The 17699-nt window shown below is 53.3% G+C and carries 15 protein-coding genes and 1 CRISPR repeat array; of the genes, 10 read left to right on the plus strand and 5 right to left on the minus strand.

All coding sequences use genetic code 11. The features are described 5' to 3' along the window. The first annotated feature begins 325 nt into the window (after nucleotides 1-325). The 3 genes from cas9 to cas2 are packed head-to-tail and all read left to right on the plus strand — an operon-like array spanning nucleotide 326 to nucleotide 4869. Nucleotides 326-3655 (plus strand): type II CRISPR RNA-guided endonuclease Cas9, encoded by a 3330-nt coding sequence (gene cas9, locus BQ7114_RS07120; protein ID WP_072343778.1) that lies wholly within the window; start codon nucleotides 326-328, stop codon nucleotides 3653-3655. Beyond that, nucleotides 3648-4559, plus strand: coding sequence for a type II CRISPR-associated endonuclease Cas1 (gene cas1 / locus BQ7114_RS07125; protein WP_072343782.1), 912 nt, complete (start codon nucleotides 3648-3650; stop codon nucleotides 4557-4559). The genes cas9 and cas1 overlap by 8 nt, the downstream gene beginning before the upstream one ends. Further along, nucleotides 4549-4869, plus strand: a complete 321-nt coding sequence (cas2, locus tag BQ7114_RS07130) for a CRISPR-associated endonuclease Cas2 (protein ID WP_083431785.1) — start codon at nucleotides 4549-4551, stop codon at nucleotides 4867-4869. The genes cas1 and cas2 overlap by 11 nt, the downstream gene beginning before the upstream one ends. Nucleotides 4870-4917: 48 nt before the next feature. Further along, nucleotides 4918-5785: a CRISPR direct-repeat array (repeat unit 36 nt; unit sequence CAAGTTTATCAAGGGGAATGAAGACTGATTCCCAAC). 44 nt (nucleotides 5786-5829) lie between these two features. On the opposite strand, the gene BQ7114_RS09020 is transcribed toward cas2, so the two are convergent. The 5 genes from BQ7114_RS09020 to BQ7114_RS07155 all read right to left on the minus strand — a co-directional run bounded on the left by BQ7114_RS09020 (nucleotide 5830) and on the right by BQ7114_RS07155 (nucleotide 8679). Next, nucleotides 5830-6048: a hypothetical protein gene (locus tag BQ7114_RS09020; protein ID WP_230206002.1), complete on the minus strand. Its 219-nt coding sequence runs from the start codon at nucleotides 6046-6048 to the stop codon at nucleotides 5830-5832. Nucleotides 6049-6062: 14 nt separating this feature from the next. Then, nucleotides 6063-6251, minus strand: coding sequence for an acetamidase/formamidase family protein (locus BQ7114_RS09025; protein WP_072343787.1), 189 nt, complete (start codon nucleotides 6249-6251; stop codon nucleotides 6063-6065). A 91-nt stretch (nucleotides 6252-6342) separates the two neighbouring features. Next, complete coding sequence (locus BQ7114_RS07145) at nucleotides 6343-8154, minus strand: ABC-ATPase domain-containing protein (protein ID WP_083431786.1); 1812 nt, start codon at nucleotides 8152-8154, stop codon at nucleotides 6343-6345. Nucleotides 8155-8182: 28 nt separating this feature from the next. Beyond that, nucleotides 8183-8440, minus strand: a complete 258-nt coding sequence (locus BQ7114_RS07150) for a toxin (protein WP_143236825.1) — start codon at nucleotides 8438-8440, stop codon at nucleotides 8183-8185. Next, nucleotides 8437-8679 carry a ribbon-helix-helix domain-containing protein gene (locus tag BQ7114_RS07155; protein WP_195906735.1) on the minus strand — a complete coding sequence of 81 codons (243 nt, stop codon included), beginning with the start codon at nucleotides 8677-8679 and terminating at the stop codon, nucleotides 8437-8439. The genes BQ7114_RS07150 and BQ7114_RS07155 overlap by 4 nt, the downstream gene beginning before the upstream one ends. Nucleotides 8680-8777: 98 nt before the next feature. On the opposite strand from BQ7114_RS07155, the gene BQ7114_RS07160 reads away from it, so the two are divergent. The 7 genes from BQ7114_RS07160 (at nucleotide 8778) to BQ7114_RS07190 (ending at nucleotide 17690) form a co-directional block, all read left to right on the plus strand. Then, the gene (locus tag BQ7114_RS07160) at nucleotides 8778-10847 is read left to right on the plus strand and encodes an alpha/beta fold hydrolase (RefSeq protein ID WP_072343789.1); all 2070 of its coding nucleotides are present in this window, start codon (nucleotides 8778-8780) and stop codon (nucleotides 10845-10847) included. A gap of 162 nt (nucleotides 10848-11009) precedes the next feature. Further along, nucleotides 11010-12077 (plus strand): hypothetical protein, encoded by a 1068-nt coding sequence (locus BQ7114_RS07165; protein WP_143236826.1) that lies wholly within the window; start codon nucleotides 11010-11012, stop codon nucleotides 12075-12077. A gap of 77 nt (nucleotides 12078-12154) precedes the next feature. Continuing rightward, complete coding sequence (locus tag BQ7114_RS07170) at nucleotides 12155-12655, plus strand: hypothetical protein (protein WP_072343793.1); 501 nt, start codon at nucleotides 12155-12157, stop codon at nucleotides 12653-12655. A 61-nt stretch (nucleotides 12656-12716) separates the two neighbouring features. Beyond that, nucleotides 12717-13679 (plus strand): class 1b ribonucleoside-diphosphate reductase subunit beta, encoded by a 963-nt coding sequence (gene nrdF, locus BQ7114_RS07175; RefSeq protein ID WP_034508967.1) that lies wholly within the window; start codon nucleotides 12717-12719, stop codon nucleotides 13677-13679. 186 nt (nucleotides 13680-13865) lie between these two features. After that, on the plus strand, nucleotides 13866-15731 hold the full coding sequence (locus BQ7114_RS07180) for a glycoside hydrolase family 2 protein (protein ID WP_072343795.1): 1866 nt from the start codon (nucleotides 13866-13868) through the stop codon (nucleotides 15729-15731). Further along, nucleotides 15728-16807, plus strand: coding sequence for a carbohydrate ABC transporter permease (locus tag BQ7114_RS07185; protein WP_072343797.1), 1080 nt, complete (start codon nucleotides 15728-15730; stop codon nucleotides 16805-16807). The genes BQ7114_RS07180 and BQ7114_RS07185 overlap by 4 nt, the downstream gene beginning before the upstream one ends. A 1-nt stretch (nucleotide 16808) precedes the next feature. After that, nucleotides 16809-17690 (plus strand): carbohydrate ABC transporter permease, encoded by an 882-nt coding sequence (locus tag BQ7114_RS07190; RefSeq protein WP_083431787.1) that lies wholly within the window; start codon nucleotides 16809-16811, stop codon nucleotides 17688-17690. Nucleotides 17691-17699: the final 9 nt, after the last annotated feature.

Raw genomic sequence — 17699 nt, forward strand, 5'->3', positions numbered from 1 at the left:
GAAAACTGGTTTCAAGAGTCCTCGCACAAAATATGTGCTTCTGTGTCCGCAGCCAAGCGTGTCAAGCGGAGCCAACATTGATGCTCGTCGTGAGACGCAAATGGCGGCGCATGATTCCAGAAGCTCCGCGCCTTCTGCTTGCGCAAGTGTGACTACGGCTGTAAACTCACAGTCAAGACTGATTTCTCAATAAGGCCCGCCTCGTTAGCGGGTTTATCGATTGCTCCATCGGGCCGTAAGGCCCGATATTTTTTTGAAAGCACGGATCGGCAACAGTAGCTGCATATTCACATTTAATGTCCGTGGTGTCTGCTAATAGTTACGTATGGCTAATTCATATCTTAAATACCGCGTCGGCGTAGACGTTGGACAGAACTCTATTGGTTTTGCAGCTATCGAACTGAACCATCAGGATCTTCCTATTCGTATTCTTAACTCCTGCGTGTTGAAGCATGATGCGGGCATTGATCCCGAGCAGGCAAAAACGCAAACTACGCGGCTAGCTTCTGCTGGTGTTGCCCGCCGCGCACGTAGAAGGCTGGTGCGTAAGCGTAAACGTCTTGAAAAGCTTGACCGGTTAATAACGGATTTGGATTGGCCGCTAATTAATTTGGAAGATCAGAGCGACCCTTACTATCCGTGGCGTGTTCGTGCCGAACTGGTGGAGGGTTTTATTGACGATCCTGATGAGCGGGCGCAGAAGCTGTCTGTAGCTGTGCGACATATTGCGCGTCACCGGGGGTGGCGTTCGCCGTGGATTCATGAGCGTACGTTGTTGCAACCTGCTGAGCCGAGCGATCAGTATGTAGCATTTAAACAGCGGGTTGAGGATCTGATTGGCTACGAGCTACCAAATAACCTGACTTTGGGAGAGCTTGTGGTAGCCGCAGGTTTGTCTCCCAAAGTGAATCTTCGTCGTACCGGCTCAATGGATAAGCCAAAGAATCCGATTCTTGGTAAGACTTTGCAGAGTGATAACGCGAATGAGCTTTTAGAGGTTGCGCGTGTTCAGGGATTGGATGACCAGACGGTTCGCAAGCTGGTTCTAGCGGTGTTTGAGAGTAAGAGTCCCAGGGGCTCTGCAGCCAAGCGGGTTAAGAAGGATGCGCTGCCCGGCCAGGGCGCCTATTACCGTGCAGAGAAGGCTCATCCTGCGTTCCAGAAATATCGAATCGCAACCGTTGTGGCTAATCTTCGCATTAAGAATCCGAATACTGCCGAAGTTGAGTCGCTTCCGCTGGAAGTTAAGAACCAGATAGTTGATTACTTGAATACCTGGTCTAAACGTCAGGCACCAACATGGATTGATGTTGCCGATTACATCGGCGTTGAACGCCAGTATTTGCGTGGTACTGCGTCTGCAACGGCGGATGGCGAACGCGCCGCAGCACGTCCGCCAATTAACGAAACGCATGTCAGGATTTTGAACGCATCTAAGTTGAAGCCGGTAAAAGACTGGTGGAAGAAGGCAGATGAGCAGAATCGCGGTGCTTTAGTTGATTGCTTGTCTAACTCGTCAGTGATTGATGAGGAAGACGTTAAGTACGCTGATGCTCTTGAACTCATTGGTTCGTTGGATGATGATCAGTTGGCAACGCTTGATGCGCTTAAACTTCCGATCGGGCGGGCAGCATATTCGGTGAACTCACTTGAGCGGCTTACGCGGAGAATGTTGTTGCACGGTGATGATTTGCATCAGGCGCGTAAGAATGAGTTTGGGGTGGATGATGATTGGGCGCCTCCTGCAGATTCGATTGATGAGCCTGTAGGAAATCCGGCTGTGGACCGCGTCCTCAAGGCGGTTAACAGGTGGCTGTTGGGAGCTGAAGAGGCGTGGGGAGCGCCGGTGAGTGTAAATATCGAGCATGTTCGTGACGGGTTCATGTCTAAGCGGCAAGCGCATGAGATTGAGCGTCAAAATGAGCGCCGGTATAAGCAGAATCAGGCTGCGCGTGAACGCTTGAAGGACAGCTTCAACGTGGAGAGTAACCGAACGTCAGATATTCGCCGCCTGTATGCGTTGCAGCGACAAAATGGTCAATGTGCTTACTGCGGTGTTGCGATTACCTTCCAGAACTCGGAGATGGACCATATTGTTCCCCGGAAGGGCGTTGGTTCGCGTAACACGATGGATAACTTGGTGGCGGTTTGTACGCGCTGCAACAGGTCTAAGACAAATAGGCCGTTCTCCGTCTGGGCTAATAGCAGACCATTCCCGGGCGTGAGCGTGGAAGAGGCGGTTAGTCGCGTTGATTTTTGGAACAACGACGGTGGTATTCCAACCGCGGACTTTAAGAAGCTACAGCAGTCGGTGAAGGATCGTTTGTCACGGAGTGAGCTTGATCCGGAGATTGATGAGCGGTCTATGGAATCGGTTGCATGGATGGCGCGTGAGCTTGCCCATAGGATCAAATACCATTTCTTAGAGAGTGGGAATGAAACTAAGGTGTTTGTGTTCCGCGGTCAGGTTACGGCTTGGGCACGCCGAGCTTCGGGCATGGAGAATCGCCTGAATTTCATAGGTGGTTCGGGTAAGACCAGGTTGGATCGGCGTCACCATGCAATGGATGCTGCAACGGTTGCGCTCATACGTAATTCGGTAGCTAAGACGTTGCTGCAACGCAATAGTTTGCGCCAGCAGGAGCGTTTTAGTGGGGGTACAGAAACTTGGAAGACCTTCCGTGGTGATCCAGCTGATTCGGGAGCTCGCGTTATTTACGATAAGTGGCTTGAGCAGATGCGGGTTCTCACAGAGTTATTTAATGAGGCGCTCGCTAATGATGAGATTCCGGTATTTTCTAATGTTCGTCTTCGCCTAGGTGACGGTAGGGCGCACGCGGACAAGGTGGAAAGTCTAGTCCCCCATAAGGTTGGCTCTGCGTGGAGTATGAAAGACATCGACAGGGTTTCAACGGAGGCCCTGTGGTGTGCGCTGACGCGACAGCCTGATTTTGTGTGGTCCAAGGGGTTGCCAGAGAATCCGCAACGAGAAATCGTGGTCAATGGAACTCACTTTAGGGCGGATGACGAAGTGGAGATGTTCCCCAGTTATTCGGCCTATTTGAAGGTTCGCGGTGGTGCTGTTGCGCTCGGAAACACCATTCACCATGCGCGTATTTACCGTTATAAGGCGGGTAAGAAGATTAGTTATGGCATGGTGCGCGTGTTTGCGCAGGACCTGCAACGGCACAGGCGCGAGGATCTCTTTAAGGCTCCTTTGAAACCGCAGTCGGTTTCTATGCGGGATGCCGATGTTAAGTTGCGAACTGCGGTTCAAAACGGTGAGGCAGAATACCTTGGATGGGTTGTTGTCGGTGACGAATTTGTGGTCGATCCCAACTTGTTCAATGCGGAGGGGATTACGGCGTTTAACCGAGAGTACCCAAATACTACACGATGGACGCTCACTGGATTCAACGACAATAGAAGAATCAAACTAAGACCAGTTCTGCTTGCAGCAGAAGGGATGCCAGATAATGTCTCAAAAGAGGTGAGCACTATCCTTTGTGGCAAGGGTTGGCTCACCACGTTCTCTCAGTTAGTAGAGAAGAGTGGCCTGACTGTAATTCGTAGAGACAGCATGGGGCGAGTCCGGTACAAGTCCAGGGCGAACTTCCCAGTTACCTGGACTATTGATCCAGAGCAATATGTCTAGCAACTGGCGGATCATAGACTGCACTCAGTTGCAGGGTGAGATCACCGCTAAACGTGGAAAAGTGGTGATCTCACCCAACAAGGCTTCCCCTACGGAGATAGCGGCAGTAGATGTAGCAGTTCTTCTGTTGGGCATGGGAGCCACTATTTCTGGTGCATCGTTGCACCGACTGTTTCAAAATGATGCGGTTGTTCTGTTATGCGACTGGAGGGGCGTGCCAGAAGCGGGCGGGTTCGGCTGGTCCGACCATTCCCGCGTTGCCGCACGCCGGCGTGCGCAAGCATCACTGTCTGAACCTCGACGGAAGCAGGCCTGGAAAACCCTCGTGAAAACGAAAATTCAGGGCCAGCGAGACTGCTTGCGTGCGTTAGACAAGCCGGAATATGTTCTGCTGGATAGATTTGCGAAGAGCGTTCGATCAGGCGATACCACGAATGTAGAAGGACAAGCTGCCCGGTTTTATTGGAAAGCTCTGTGTGGATCTACGTTCACTCGCATTCCTGGGGAGGGTGTTGGGGTCAATGGGATGCTTGACTACGCTTACACCATTGCTCGCGGGCACGGTATTAGAGCAGTTTTAGCTGCAGGCCTTGAACCCAGCCTCGGGATATTCCACAAGAATCGGGCCAACATGTTTTGCCTGGTTGATGATTTGTTGGAGGTATTTCGTCCAGCGATCGATTTGGCCGTTATTGAACTATTTCTATCGGGAAAGTGTTCTGTAGAAGAAGCTAGGGCCGAGCTAGTTTCCATTGCTTGTGGGCCGTTTTCAGATGAGGGGCATACCATTCCAACAGTTTTTCAAATGCTAGCTCAAAGTTATGGGCGCTATGTTGAAGGAGAGATAGACAAGTTAGAAATACCTGCCTGGAACCCTATTGAGGTAGTTAACCGTGGCGGATGATCCTATGTGGATGCTTGTCATGTTCGACCTTCCTGTGAAAACCAATGAGCAAGTTCGGCTTGCTAACAGGTTCCGTACGATCCTTCTTGATTCTGGGTTCAGCATGGTGCAGTTCTCTATCTACGCGCGATACACGCCCGCAGGTGGTAGTGACACTCGCATGCTTAGGATTATCAAGTCAAACGTTCCGTATGGAGGTAAGGTTCGGATCTTGTTTTTAACTGATAAACAATGGTCCGGGATGGCTAAATATTCCAACGCAGTGGAAGAGAAACCAGAAAAAGCTCCCGAACAGCTCGCTTTTTTCTGAGTCAAAAACCTCTTGAGGCCCGCAAATTCAACGAGAATTTGCGGGCCTCAAGTTTATCAAGGGGAATGAAGACTGATTCCCAACGATTGCGACGTCTAACGCGGACGCTTTGCAAGTTTATCAAGGGGAATGAAGACTGATTCCCAACCACTGCGATAGCGATAAGTCGCTTGTATCAAGTTTATCAAGGGGAATGAAGACTGATTCCCAACTAAGCAGTGAAGCAGTTAGCAGTTTGGACAAGTTTATCAAGGGGAATGAAGACTGATTCCCAACCGGCCTTCAAATGACCGTAAAAGAGTTCCAAGTTTATCAAGGGGAATGAAGACTGATTCCCAACCAGCATGAGAGCTAAACACAAACGTAGTCAAGTTTATCAAGGGGAATGAAGACTGATTCCCAACTCCCCCACTTCTTGACCTGCCGTTGTTTCAAGTTTATCAAGGGGAATGAAGACTGATTCCCAACCTAGGACCGAGCGGGCGGCTTGGGTGTCCAAGTTTATCAAGGGGAATGAAGACTGATTCCCAACGCCGCGATCGACGCGCTGTTCATTAAGCCAAGTTTATCAAGGGGAATGAAGACTGATTCCCAACACGCCTTGGTATCGTTATTGGCGTGCTCCAAGTTTATCAAGGGGAATGAAGACTGATTCCCAACGCATAATCCAGGTAGCCAACTCAACCACCAAGTTTATCAAGGGGAATGAAGACTGATTCCCAACAGTTTTTGTACCTGCATGAGAATCTCCTCAAGTTTATCAAGGGGAATGAAGACTGATTCCCAACAGCCTCGAGGTAGGCCGCCGCGTGGCTGCAAGTTTATCAAGGGGAATGAAGACTGATTCCCAACTCGTGACTCACTTATTCGGGGTTTGCGTCAAGTTTATCAAGGGGAATGAAGAGCGATCCGCCAGAGGGCCCCGACCTGTTGGTCGAGACCCCATGACAGCAACTAGGCTTACGCCTCTAATACTGATTTTGGTAGGCGATGCACTGTCACCGCACCAACCGCGTTGAACGGGTGTAGTGGGTCCGGGTTTTCAGAGCCGGTGGGCCCACCGAGCTCCGAGTGTGCCAGGGCGCTCATCACCACGTACGCATCGCCCGCGTCCCAACCATTATCGATGGTAAGGAAGTCGAACATATCCTCATAGTCATTAGTGATCGACTGCTGCACCGGGTTTCCAATACCTATGAAAACCACTCATCAGCCGTCTCAATGCGGGGTGCGCGAATCTTCTTACCCTTAACCAAGTCAACCTCAACCACAGCTACGCCCTCAGCCTCGATAGCCACAAATGAGTATTCGCCGCGCGCCATAATCGCGTGAATATCGCCAATGGAAAGGTAAGCGCCCTCCACCTCAACAGGTAGATACACGATAGAGTCTTGCTTACTTCCGCGTCGTCGAGCCTTCTATCGCTCAACTACTACGCGCAACGCGGCTCCTCTGAAATCGAACTAAGACGTATCAAGCGATCCGAATTGAACGGTAACGGTTAAGCGCCGCCGCTAAATCAACCATGCGGGGCCGCACCATGAACGCCGACTTTTCTGGACCGCCAAGACCATCCAGGCCGTGCTGCTCGATAATCTCATCGAGCGCCTCCAGAGCCTGCGCCAACGTGGTTTCGCCGTTAAACGCGGTGGCGCGCTCCCCATCAGTAAGCGCCCTAATCGCCCACGCTATGGCCTCCGTCTGGCCTCCGTCCACAATCTGCTCCACGTTGGACACGTCAATATCTTGGCGATCCAGCGAGATGGTATCCAGCCCCTTAGACTTCGTTTTCGCCTTACCACCATGCGCCTTAAGTGGGAGCATCGCGCGCTGCTTCACAGCCGGGAAATCCTCCACGTCCATGCGCTCGCGCGGCTGAGCCTCCACAACCTCGCGCGCCTTCTGCGTCACGTCATACGCCACATAGCTATCCATCATGAGAACCAAGTCCGCTACATCCAGATAGTCACCGGAGCCGCCCATCACCAAAATCGTTGAAACGCCAGCCCTCGCCAGCCCTCCAATGCGATCCACAAACGGAGTGATCGGCTCCTTCTCATCCGCCACCAAAGCGCGCATACGCTCATCACGGATCATGAGGTTAGTAGCCGAGGTGTCTTCATCCACTAACAGCACGGGGCAGCCCACCTCCACGGCCTCCACAATCGAAGCCGCCTGCGAAGTTGAACCCGACGCATTTTCCGTAGAAAACGCCGCGGTATCCGCCCCGCCGGGCAGGTCATTAATAAACGCGGACACGTCAACCGAAGTGACTGCCCGACCATCCTCGGCCCGGATCTTCACGGCACTTGGCACAACCGCAACAAGTTCCCGGCCATCACCCGGCACGTGAGCGTAAACGCCGCGCTGCAGGGCATTCAGCAACGTGGACTTACCGTGATAACCACCGCCCACAATCACCGTGATTCCCGGTTTCAAAGCCATGCCCTTAACCTCGCCCGCATGGGGCAGGGACACCGTTTGCTCCAGTGACCCTGGCGAAGTGAAACGCACAGCTTCATCCATTGGATAATCCGAAATGCCAGAGCGGCGAGCCAGCACCGACTCATTAGCCACAAAACCAATCCAACCGTTATCAGCCAGCGCGGCCTGCAACGCCTGGTAATCCACGTACGTCTCCACGTGGCGGCGCAGATTAGCTAGGTGCTGCGCGGCATCCTCGGAAACAAAATCGAACGTGTCCATCACCGTGTACGGAATATCAACGTCCGCAAGACGCGCCATGGAACGCCCCATGATTGTGCGCCCGCGAGCGGGGAACTGGCACTGGAACCGCACCTCAACCGTGCTTTTGTCAACGGATGCGTATGAGCGCTCCAAAATCTCCTGACCGCAACGAGCAATGCGGATCTCTGGCGTTTTTGAACTGTTCTTCGCAAACTCGCGAGCCAAGAAATCAGCTACAGCTACGCGCTTTTCGCGAGTATCAAGCAGATCTTCAGGGATGCCCATCTTGACCGGCGAGGCCGTAGCGCGCAACTGCGATGGTGGCGCGTACGGATCGGACTGCACGCGGTCGATATGCAAAGTGAAATCGCCATAGTCGTAATCGCCGACCACGGACTTGTACTGGCCATAGTTGCGCCCATCAATTTCGTGGAACCGATCAATCAGATCCTGATCCGAACCCGACTTGCGTTCAAACTCGCGCTTACCGCGGTATTCGCCCCGATCGCCGCGGAATCCGCCCTGGCCTCGATTGTCACGAAAACCGCCGTTGCGCCCGCCTCGATACTGCTTGCCGCGATCATAAAAGTCTGCCATGTTACTTCCTAAAACCTCTAAACCGGCTCTAATTTAACAAATCAAGATATTGTGCCCGAGCCTTCATCGCATGGATAACGAGTTCATTCCCGCTGTCAAAGATCAGCACGACGAGCTCTAATAGTCTTCCTGCGTTGTCGAAACCGAGTCTCAGTTCTCGTTGGGGATTTTCATCATCTAAAGCAGCGACCCACAGAGGGAACGTTGCTGCCTTGAGAATGTCGTCATCGTTAATATGGTCGCGTTCTTGGTGTTTTCGTGCTGAGTTGTGCAGTGAAATCTTCACGCCAGAACCGCTTCGCGAATCAGTGCGGATCGGGTGATGTTTTCTTTCGCCGCACGTCGGTCAATGCGTTTCAATTCGTCGGCAGTGAAACGGATGGCAACAACTTGGCTTGGTTCGGCTCCGCGGCCTGGCCGGCCACGTTTTTTCAGTTGTGTGACGTTGTATCCCGCTTCAGCTTCTTGAGCCCACTTCTCAATCTGTTCTTCGGTGACTTCTTTACCTGCAATAGTTTCACGCATATGAATATCGTAATACGAAATAGGTGAGGAAGGGAAGAGAGATTGCCTGGCAGTCATTGCTTTACGAGGATGTCTGGCTTCGTCGTTAGAATGAGCGTATGACTTTGATTGCTGCCACCGACGGATCCTCCTTGGGAAATCCCGGCCCTGCCGGCTGGGCTTGGTACATGGACGAGCAAAACTGGAGTGCAGGAGCGCTAGAAGAGAGCACGAATAATGTGGGCGAGCTGCTCGCCGTACTCGACCTTCTCCGTCAAACCAGGGGCACGCAAGAAGACCTGCATATTTTTGCCGATTCGCAGTACGTCATTAACGCCCTCACCAAATGGCGTTTCGCCTGGAAGCGCAAGGGTTGGAAGAAGGGCGATGGCAAACCGGTAGCTAACCGCGAAATCATGGAAGCTTTGGACGAAGAACTTGATTATGCCCGCAAGAAGGGTCGCAAAGTCGAGTTCGAGTGGGTGCGCGGACACAACAATCACAACATGAACGAGCGTGCCGACGACCTTGCCCGTGGCGCTGCAACGGCAATCCAAAGCGGGAAAACGGTTAAAGAGGGGCCGGGGTTTTCTCGCCTCGGCCAGGAAAGACAACCTGAAGAGCCTGTGAATGAGATGGACATGCTGTTCTCATTCGACGAGCCAGCGCAAGATAGTTCGAACGAGCGCTCACAGACTGCTGTGCCAAACGCAGAACCCGCGAGGGAAAGCGTGCCCGTCAGGGAAATCGCATTGAAAGAGGCCGGCAACACGGGCGAGAAGCACATAGAGAACAGGCAACGGATAGAAAAGAAGGTGGATCCGGTGAGCAGCGTGGTTTCAAAGTCGGCTAGCGAGGCAGCGGGCCGCCGCACTTACATTCACCGTGGCGTACACGTAACTGAGCACCGCTTGCAGGTCCCACTGGATTACTCCGACCCGAATGGGCGCCAGATTGAACTGTTTGCCCGCGAAGTGACGCTGGACAAGAACGGTCCAAACACTGACCAGCCCGCAATCATTTTCATGCAGGGAGGCCCGGGTGGACGCGCGCCGCGTCCCGGCGACTTCAATAGCGGCTGGATCGGTGAAGCGCTGAAAACTCACCGAGTGATCCTGATGGACGAGCGTGGCACGGGCCTTTCAACCCGCCTTGACGCTCTGACGCTTTCCGAGTTCGCTACGGTCAAAGACCAGGTCAACTACGTTAAGCACTTCCGCGCGGACAACATGGTGCGCGACGCAGAACTGCTGCGCGGTGAAATCAACGCCGGCAAGAAGTGGGCCAGCCTGGGCCAATCCTACGGCGGCTTCATCAACACGTCGTACCTGTCCCTAGCCCCCGAGGGTCTCTCGGCGGTCTGCTACACCGGCGGCCTGCCCGGTCTGGTAAGCATTGACGAAATCTACCGTCGCACCTACCGCGCAACAGCGGCCCGCAACGAGGCCTACTTCAAGCGATACGAGGCAGACCAGCAAACACTGAAAGACGTGCTCACCCACCTCGACACGCATGAAGAGATTTTGCCAACAGGGGAGCGCCTGACTTCCCGGCGTCTGCGCATGCTTGGCCTCATGCTTGGAACGACTACCGGATTTGACCAGTTGCACTATTTCTTCGAGGGCCCGTTTGTGAGCGTGCGTGGGCACAAGCGCCTGAACACGCAGTTCCTCGACATGGTGGCGCGCCAACTCTCGCACGGCGATTCACCAATGTACGGGGTGCTTCACGAGACGATTTACGCTGGTGCCACGCCAGCTCTCCGCGGTGAAGCCACAAATTGGGCCGCTGAACGTCTCCTAGGTGAGGTGGGATCAGGCATCCCCGAAGGGTTTGCGCCCGCGCCGGACTACCGGGCCGAAAGCCCTGTTTACCTGACCGGCGAGCACATGTACCCCCTCATCTATGATGAGGACCCTGCGCTTGCTCCCATGCGAGAACTGGCACACGAACTCGCGGCATTCACGGACTGGGAGCCGGTTTACAACCCCGAGCAGCTCGCAAACAACGAGGTGCCCGGAGCCGCAGCCGTCTACTTCGAAGACATGTTTGTGCCCACCGACCTGTCTCTTCAAACCGCGGAGCTTGCCGGCATTCGCACCTGGGTGACCAATGAATACCAGCACGACGGACTTAGAGCCGACGGCGCCGCCGTGTTCCAGCACCTGCAAAGCCTGCTCGAAGACTAGTTGCATAGACTTTTCGCCGAGGTCTGCCGCAAACTGTGATGGTTCCAGCCGCGTAAACCCCATCATTTCGTAGGGGAATGAATAGTCACGATTTGATCACCTATTGGCGTGTCTAGTTGAAACCGCTACAATCGGTACATTCGAGTGCGAATGCGGGGTTTTATGAGGCGAAAGATTCTTCACACCCGCCTCCTAGCGATGGGGGCGGCAATCGTTCTACCTCTCTCCCTTGCTACGCCAGCCCTTGCCGCGCCTGATCTCTCGATGGGCTCGCGCACAACCCTCATTTCCACCACTTTTGCTGGCGACATTCAGATGGTGCGTTACGAAGAAACCCCTAGCGAAGCCGCTATCGCAACTTCCATACGCCAATTCAATCAGTCCGCAAAAACTGTTTACCTTATCAACCCATTTGAGGATGGCGGAGCGGCCACCATCGCGGGAGCTCCCAAATCGCAACGTCCCGGCCCCGTCCTCTTCACCGAAAAGAACGGGGAGCTTAGCGAGCGCACACTACTTGAAATCGCGCGGCTTTGCCCGGAAACTGTAGTTGTTGTTGGCGAGGGAGTGGCTGAACAAGCCGGCGCGGTTGCACGCAGCTTCGCGCAAACTGCTCGTGACAATAGCAATGCCCTCACCGGACAGGTTGAACTATTGACCTGGCAGGGTGAATCCGCCGAGGCTACCTCAAACCTCATTGCACAAGCTACTTACTCAAAGGGAGCTAAACGCGTTTACCTGGTGGGGGCTGACGATGAGAACAAGGATGCGCTCGCGGCGATTGCTGGCACCATGGGGGATGGGCCCGTGCTTCTGGTCAGCAAAGATCACGTGCAACAGGCCAAGCAAATCGCTGCAAGCCTGAAACCAGATTATGTTGTAGGAATTGGCACGCTAGACCCCAAGCTGGTGGACGGAGTAGCAGGAGCGTTCCGCAAGAGCTCCATTAGCGGGTCCGTTAAGTCAGTTGCTCTAAACGCTGCAACCGCGCGGAAAGTTGAAAAGAACTCCGTGACGGCGGTTGCCGCCCAAGACGACCCGGCCAGCCTCATTTTGGCGGCTGAGTCCGCAAGCGGCCCCCTCATTCCACTACCTGCGAACACCAGCGAAGCCGAAGCGGTAGCTACCGTGCTGATGACAAATAAGCTCACCGAGGCCTCGTCGAAACGATTTGTAGCCTTTGGCGAAAAGGGCCTGGACGGCAAGCTTTTCAACGCGGTGCAGAAGTAGACGTTGCTTGTCTCGCTCTAGTCTGCCAGCCGAACTACACTAGAGCGTAACCGTTGTTAAGAATGCTAGGAGCAGCCATGAGCACGCAAACCGCACTCGAGCAAGACTTTAAAGGCGAGGTCGTTAAGACGCTGACCGAGCTACATGACTGGAGCGTTGATAATCCCGTTGAGGCCGAATCTATGGTGATTGGCTCAACCGTTTTCGCGTGGTACGCAATGCCTGACATTCTGCGCGGATCCGGTACTCGCTTCGTTGCAAAGAGCGCCCTGCTGGGCGGTATTGGCGCCTACTACAAGCACGTGGGTTATACCGCTGACGACGTGAAAGAGTCGGGGGCGCAGCTACAGGACTTCTGGAAGAAGAACTTTGGTGACCTGCCCATGGCTGCGCAGGTCGGTATCGGCGTTGGGTCGGTAGTGGTCTCGCTGAAAGTGAACTCGCTTGTGGAGCGTTACATCCTCCACCGCGGCGAGCGTCGCAAGCGCGCGGGCAAGAAGATGCCACACATTCGCCAGGGTCTAGTTCTTGGCGCAGTAGCTGGCGGGGTGACCTATTTCGCCCTCAAAAATCAGTAATAGTAAGGAAGTCACGCGACACGCGTGCATGATCGGTTGCAAGTGAAAGGCGCAGTTGAAGTTGGCTGAAGGAAACGTTTTCGAAGCAATTAACTGGAACAAGCTTGAGGACGAAAAAGACCTGGAGGTTTGGGACAGGCTTACGGGTAACTTCTGGTTGCCAGAAAAGATTCCGTTGTCGAATGACATCCCGTCTTGGCGCACACTAAACGACGCTGAGAAGGATATGACCAATAAGGTTTTCACAAACCTCACGCTTCTTGACACCCTGCAGGGCACGGTTGGCGCGATCTCGCTGATTCCCGATGCGCGCACGCAGCATGAAGAGGCCGTGCTCACGAACATCGCGTTCATGGAGTCCGTGCACGCCAGGTCTTACTCCTCGATCTTCTCCACGCTGCTTTCTACCAGCGAGATTAACGAGGTGTTCCGCTGGTCTGAAGAGAATGCGGAACTGCAAAACAAGGCGCGCATCATTAACAGCTTCTACGTGGGTGATGACCCGGAGAAGAAGAAGGTTGCCTCAACGATGCTTGAGTCGTTCCTCTTCTACTCTGGCTTCTACGCGCCCATGTACTGGTCTGCGCACGCCAAGCTCACAAACACGGCAGATCTGATCCGTCTGATCATTCGCGACGAGGCCGTGCACGGTTACTACATTGGCTACAAGTACCAGCTGGCGGTTGCTGAGGCTTCGCCGCAGCGCCAGGCTGAGCTGAAGGATTACACGTTCGAGCTTTTGGACGAACTGTACGAGAACGAAGAGAAGTTCACGGAAGACCTGTACGATCCGCTGGGTCTAACGGAGGACGTGAAGAAGTTCTTGCGCTACAACGCGAATAAGGCCCTCATGAACCTGGGCTACGAGTCGCTATTCCCGCCCGAGAGCACGGACGTCAACCCGGCAATCCTGGCTGCACTGTCGCCAAACGCGGACGAGAACCATGACTTCTTCTCTGGTTCAGGTTCCTCTTACGTTATCGGTGATATCGAGGACACTGAGGACGACGACTGGGATTTCTAGTTTGAAAACCGAGGTTTACCACCGACTTTGAGGCGGTTTGCCAAGGTAAACCAGAGGTGGCCCGGACTTACATATGCGAGTCCGGGCCATTTGTAAACATGGCGCACGTCACAAAAGTAACCAGATTGTTACAATTTTTGTTTGCTACGTGGCAAATAACTTTGCTACGTAGCATATAGTCGGTATATGAGAGTCAACGACGACAGTTTCTTCAAATGGTTAGAAGCCGGCTATCCACGGCCGCAGCTGTGTAGAGAAGATTGGCACAGTCTTAATGACGAGTGGGGGTTCCAAGAAGATCCCGATGATGTTGGGCTGGTTCAGAAGTGGTATCAGGCTGGTAGCTCGGATGCGTTTGGGCATGCCATTATCGTCCCGTTCCCACCGGGTTCAAAAAGGTCTGGCTATGCATGGCAGGACGCTCAGAATGACTCGGAAGTTGTTTGGTATAAACGAACGATTACAGCTGAGGATCTGACGAGCTCATTGGAGCATCCGGAGTGGTTCATAAACTTCGAGGCGGTGGATTATGAGTGTGATGTTTGGGTTAATGGCCAACATGTCGCTCGTCATCGCGGAGGTTACACGCCGTTCTCGGTGCAACTTGAGGGCGCTGCTCCTTTCGAAGTAGTGGTTCGAGCCAAAGATTGTCCTGTTGCAAGCCAGCCGAGGGGTAAGCAGTCTTGGCGTGAAGAAATTAATGGAATTTGGTACGAGCGCAGTACAGGAATTTGGCGCGATGTTTGGCTAGAGGCTCGTCCGAAGTTAGCTATCGAAGAGCTGTACTGGCGCTCTGATGTTGAAGGTGCGCAGCTAATCGGCCAGATCACTTTGTCGAAGGAGCCCGAAGCAAGCGCTAAGTTCATGGTTCGGGCTAGAAGCAAGAACAGCGATATTGCAGACATCTCGGTTTGCCCTAATGCGCGAGTTTTTGATGTGGTGATTCCTCTTCCGCAGATCAAAAACAATATGGATTCACAAGAATGGTTGTGGGCGCCAGCGCATCCGAACTTGATTGACCTCTTCCTAACCTTGGAATCTGGCTGCGGTGTGGATCGCGTAGTGTCCTATGCGGGTATCCGAAGCGTTAGTGTGTCGCAGGATTACCTGCACATCAATGGCCAGCCTGTCTACATCAGGGGGATTCTGGACCAGGGATACTGGCCAGGGAGTTACTTTACTGCCCCCTCACCAGATGCTATTCGAGATGAGATTCAACTTATCTTGGACCTTGGATTCAACCTTTCAAGAATTCATGAGAGGACCCCGGATCGCCGCTACCTGGCGTGGGCCGATTCGCTTGGGCTCTTGCTTTGGGCAGAGTTCCCCTCCGCATATGTTTTTGACGACAGTGCACTGACTGATCTTTCTGCAGAATGGCTCAGTGCGGTTCGTAGAGATAGGTCGTCTCCGTCAATCATCACCTGGGTTCCAATAAACGAATCCTGGGGTGTTCCGCAGATAGCCGCCGATGTAAGGCAGCGAGCTTTTGTGGAGGGTATGGCGAATCTAACCCGCGCGGTAGATGACACGCGCCCAATAAGCTCAAATGACGGTTGGGAACAGCCTGCTACGGACATCGTTACGACACACGACTACGCGGATAAGCCAGAGCAACTCCAGTGCGCGTACGCGAGTGAAAGCGCCATGAGGCAATCCGTAAACGGCATCGGTCCCCAAGGGCGTCGAACCCTCCTTGATTCGGATTGGGATTTCAACAAACCCGTCATCGTCTCCGAATTCGGAGGGATTGCTTTGGCTGAGGAGGATTCGAAGCACTGGGGCTACAGGACGGTCGGTTCTAAGGAAGAGTACGAGAAGGTCTTTAGTGGACTTGTTTTCGCCCTACTTGAATCGCCTTTCTTAGCGGGTTTCTGCTACACGCAGCTAACGGATACCGCGCAGGAGGTAAACGGGATTTGCACTCCTGATAGGAAACCGAAACTGCCTAAGGAAACTGTTCGCGAGATCATTACCTGCTCAAAGCCGCATGATTCTCAAGTGCGTCCTCGAGTGGTAACCGAACACGCAGTGGGGGTGGCCGAAAAATGACCTCAACGCGTAGCGCTCGCGATATCAGACGGTGGTTCACCAACTTCGGTTTTACGGTTCCATTTCTGCTGTTCTACGTAGCGTTCATCCTTTACCCCGTTGTGCAAGCGGTGCTGATGAGCTTCTTCGACTGGGATCTACTTGGCAGAACACCGCAGTGGGTGGGATTCGAAAACTACAAGCAGATGCTTGGAGGAGCCGGAATTGAATGGAGCGTTGGATCCTCTTGGTGGGTGCAACTAACGCTTCTATTTCTTGCCGCAGTAACTGCAGTTTGGGCAGCACGCAATAATCGCCTTCGTTCAGGTGAAATATTGCTAGTTGTTTCCCTGATCGTAGCTGCCCTCCTGCTCGGCTTTAACGCGGGAGACACTGGGGCTTGGAACGATCCGCGCTTTTGGAACGCTTTCAAGAACACAGTGGTTTTCACGATCGTGTCAACACCGATCATTGCCGGGTTGGGCCTAGCTTTTGCGCTATTGCTTGATCTGGGCAAAAAAGGAAATGGATTTTATCGCGCAGCCCTTTTTGTCCCGTACATCCTCCCAGTATCGGTAGCCACCCTTATCTGGGGATACATGCTCAACCCCTCGCGAGGAATAGTTGCCAAACTGACTGACACACTAGGCGTTGGCGTAGTGGCTTGGTTGTCGGATCCACGGACTGCGATGGCCGCAATCGTTGTGACTACCGTGTGGTGGACGGTGGGCTTCAACATGATCCTGTTCGGAGCTGGCCTGCAAGATATTGATCCCACTCTGTATGAAGCTGCAGCAATAGACGGCGCGGGGCCATGGCGAAAGTTCGTATCAATCACCTTGCCTGGCCTGAAGCACGCCACACTACTTGTTGTAGTTACCCAGGTGATCGCGTCATTCCAGATTTTTGGTCAGGTGAACATCATGACAAATGGTGGGCCCGGAGGCGTCACAGATGTTTTGGTTCGATACATCTACCAAACCGGCTTCAGGGATTCGAACCTGGGGTATGCCTCCGCGATGTCACTTTTCCTATTCGTAGTAATGGTTTTCGTTTCACTTATCCAATTCCTCATGTCGCGCGAAAGGAGCAACTGAAATGACTGCTCAGACACTCTCTCTCGCTCCGGAGGTAACCGAGCCGAAGCCAAACCCTAAGCGAAACACGGCTAACGTGCTGTACCACGCTTCGATGATCCTAATCGTTCTGCTTTGGCTCATCCCCCTAATCTGGATGTTGTCTTTGGCGCTGACTCCAAATGACGTTCTAAAAACCAATTCGCAAAGCCTGTTTCCGCAAGGATTCACGCTCTCAAACTTTGCTGATGCTTTCCTTACAGGCGCAACTCTGCGGTGGTTCCTAAACTCCACGATTGTCACGGTCATAACCACTATCGTCACGGTAGCTGTATGCGCAATGGCAGGGTACGCATTTGCGAAGCTGCCGTTTGCGGGCAGATTAGTGGTTTACTCGCTCACGCTTGCCGGAATGATGGTTCCTAAAGAGGCAATGTTCATTCCTCTGTTCATGATGTTTAGCGACATTAACCTGCATAACACCTACCTGGCGTTGATTCTGCCACGGATTGCCTTTCCTCTAGGCGTGTTCATAATGACGCAATTCTTCGCGCAAGTTCCGGATGAGATTCAAGAGGCAGCCAGCATTGACGGGGCTTCTTCCTGGAGGATCTTCTACTCGGTGATGCTGCCCCTTGCCCGCCCTTCACTGATCGCTCTAGCAACATTCACATTTGTGCAGACGTGGAATGACTATCTGTGGCCACTCGTATCTGCTACGAAACCTGCAATGTTTACGATCACGACGGGCCTTGCATCGTTGCAGGGGACCTTCTCGCAATCAACGGAGCTAGGTTCATTGATGGCTCGAGGCATCGTGGGCACGTTGCCTTTGCTACTTGTATTCGTTTTCTTCCAGAAGTACCTCATTCGAGGCGTGTCCATGTCTTCTGGAGAAAAATAACAAACCCAA

Origin of the sequence: Actinomyces urinae, assembly GCF_900119695.1 — a bacterium.
GTDB classification, from domain to species: Bacteria; Actinomycetota; Actinomycetes; order Actinomycetales; family Actinomycetaceae; genus Gleimia; species Gleimia urinae.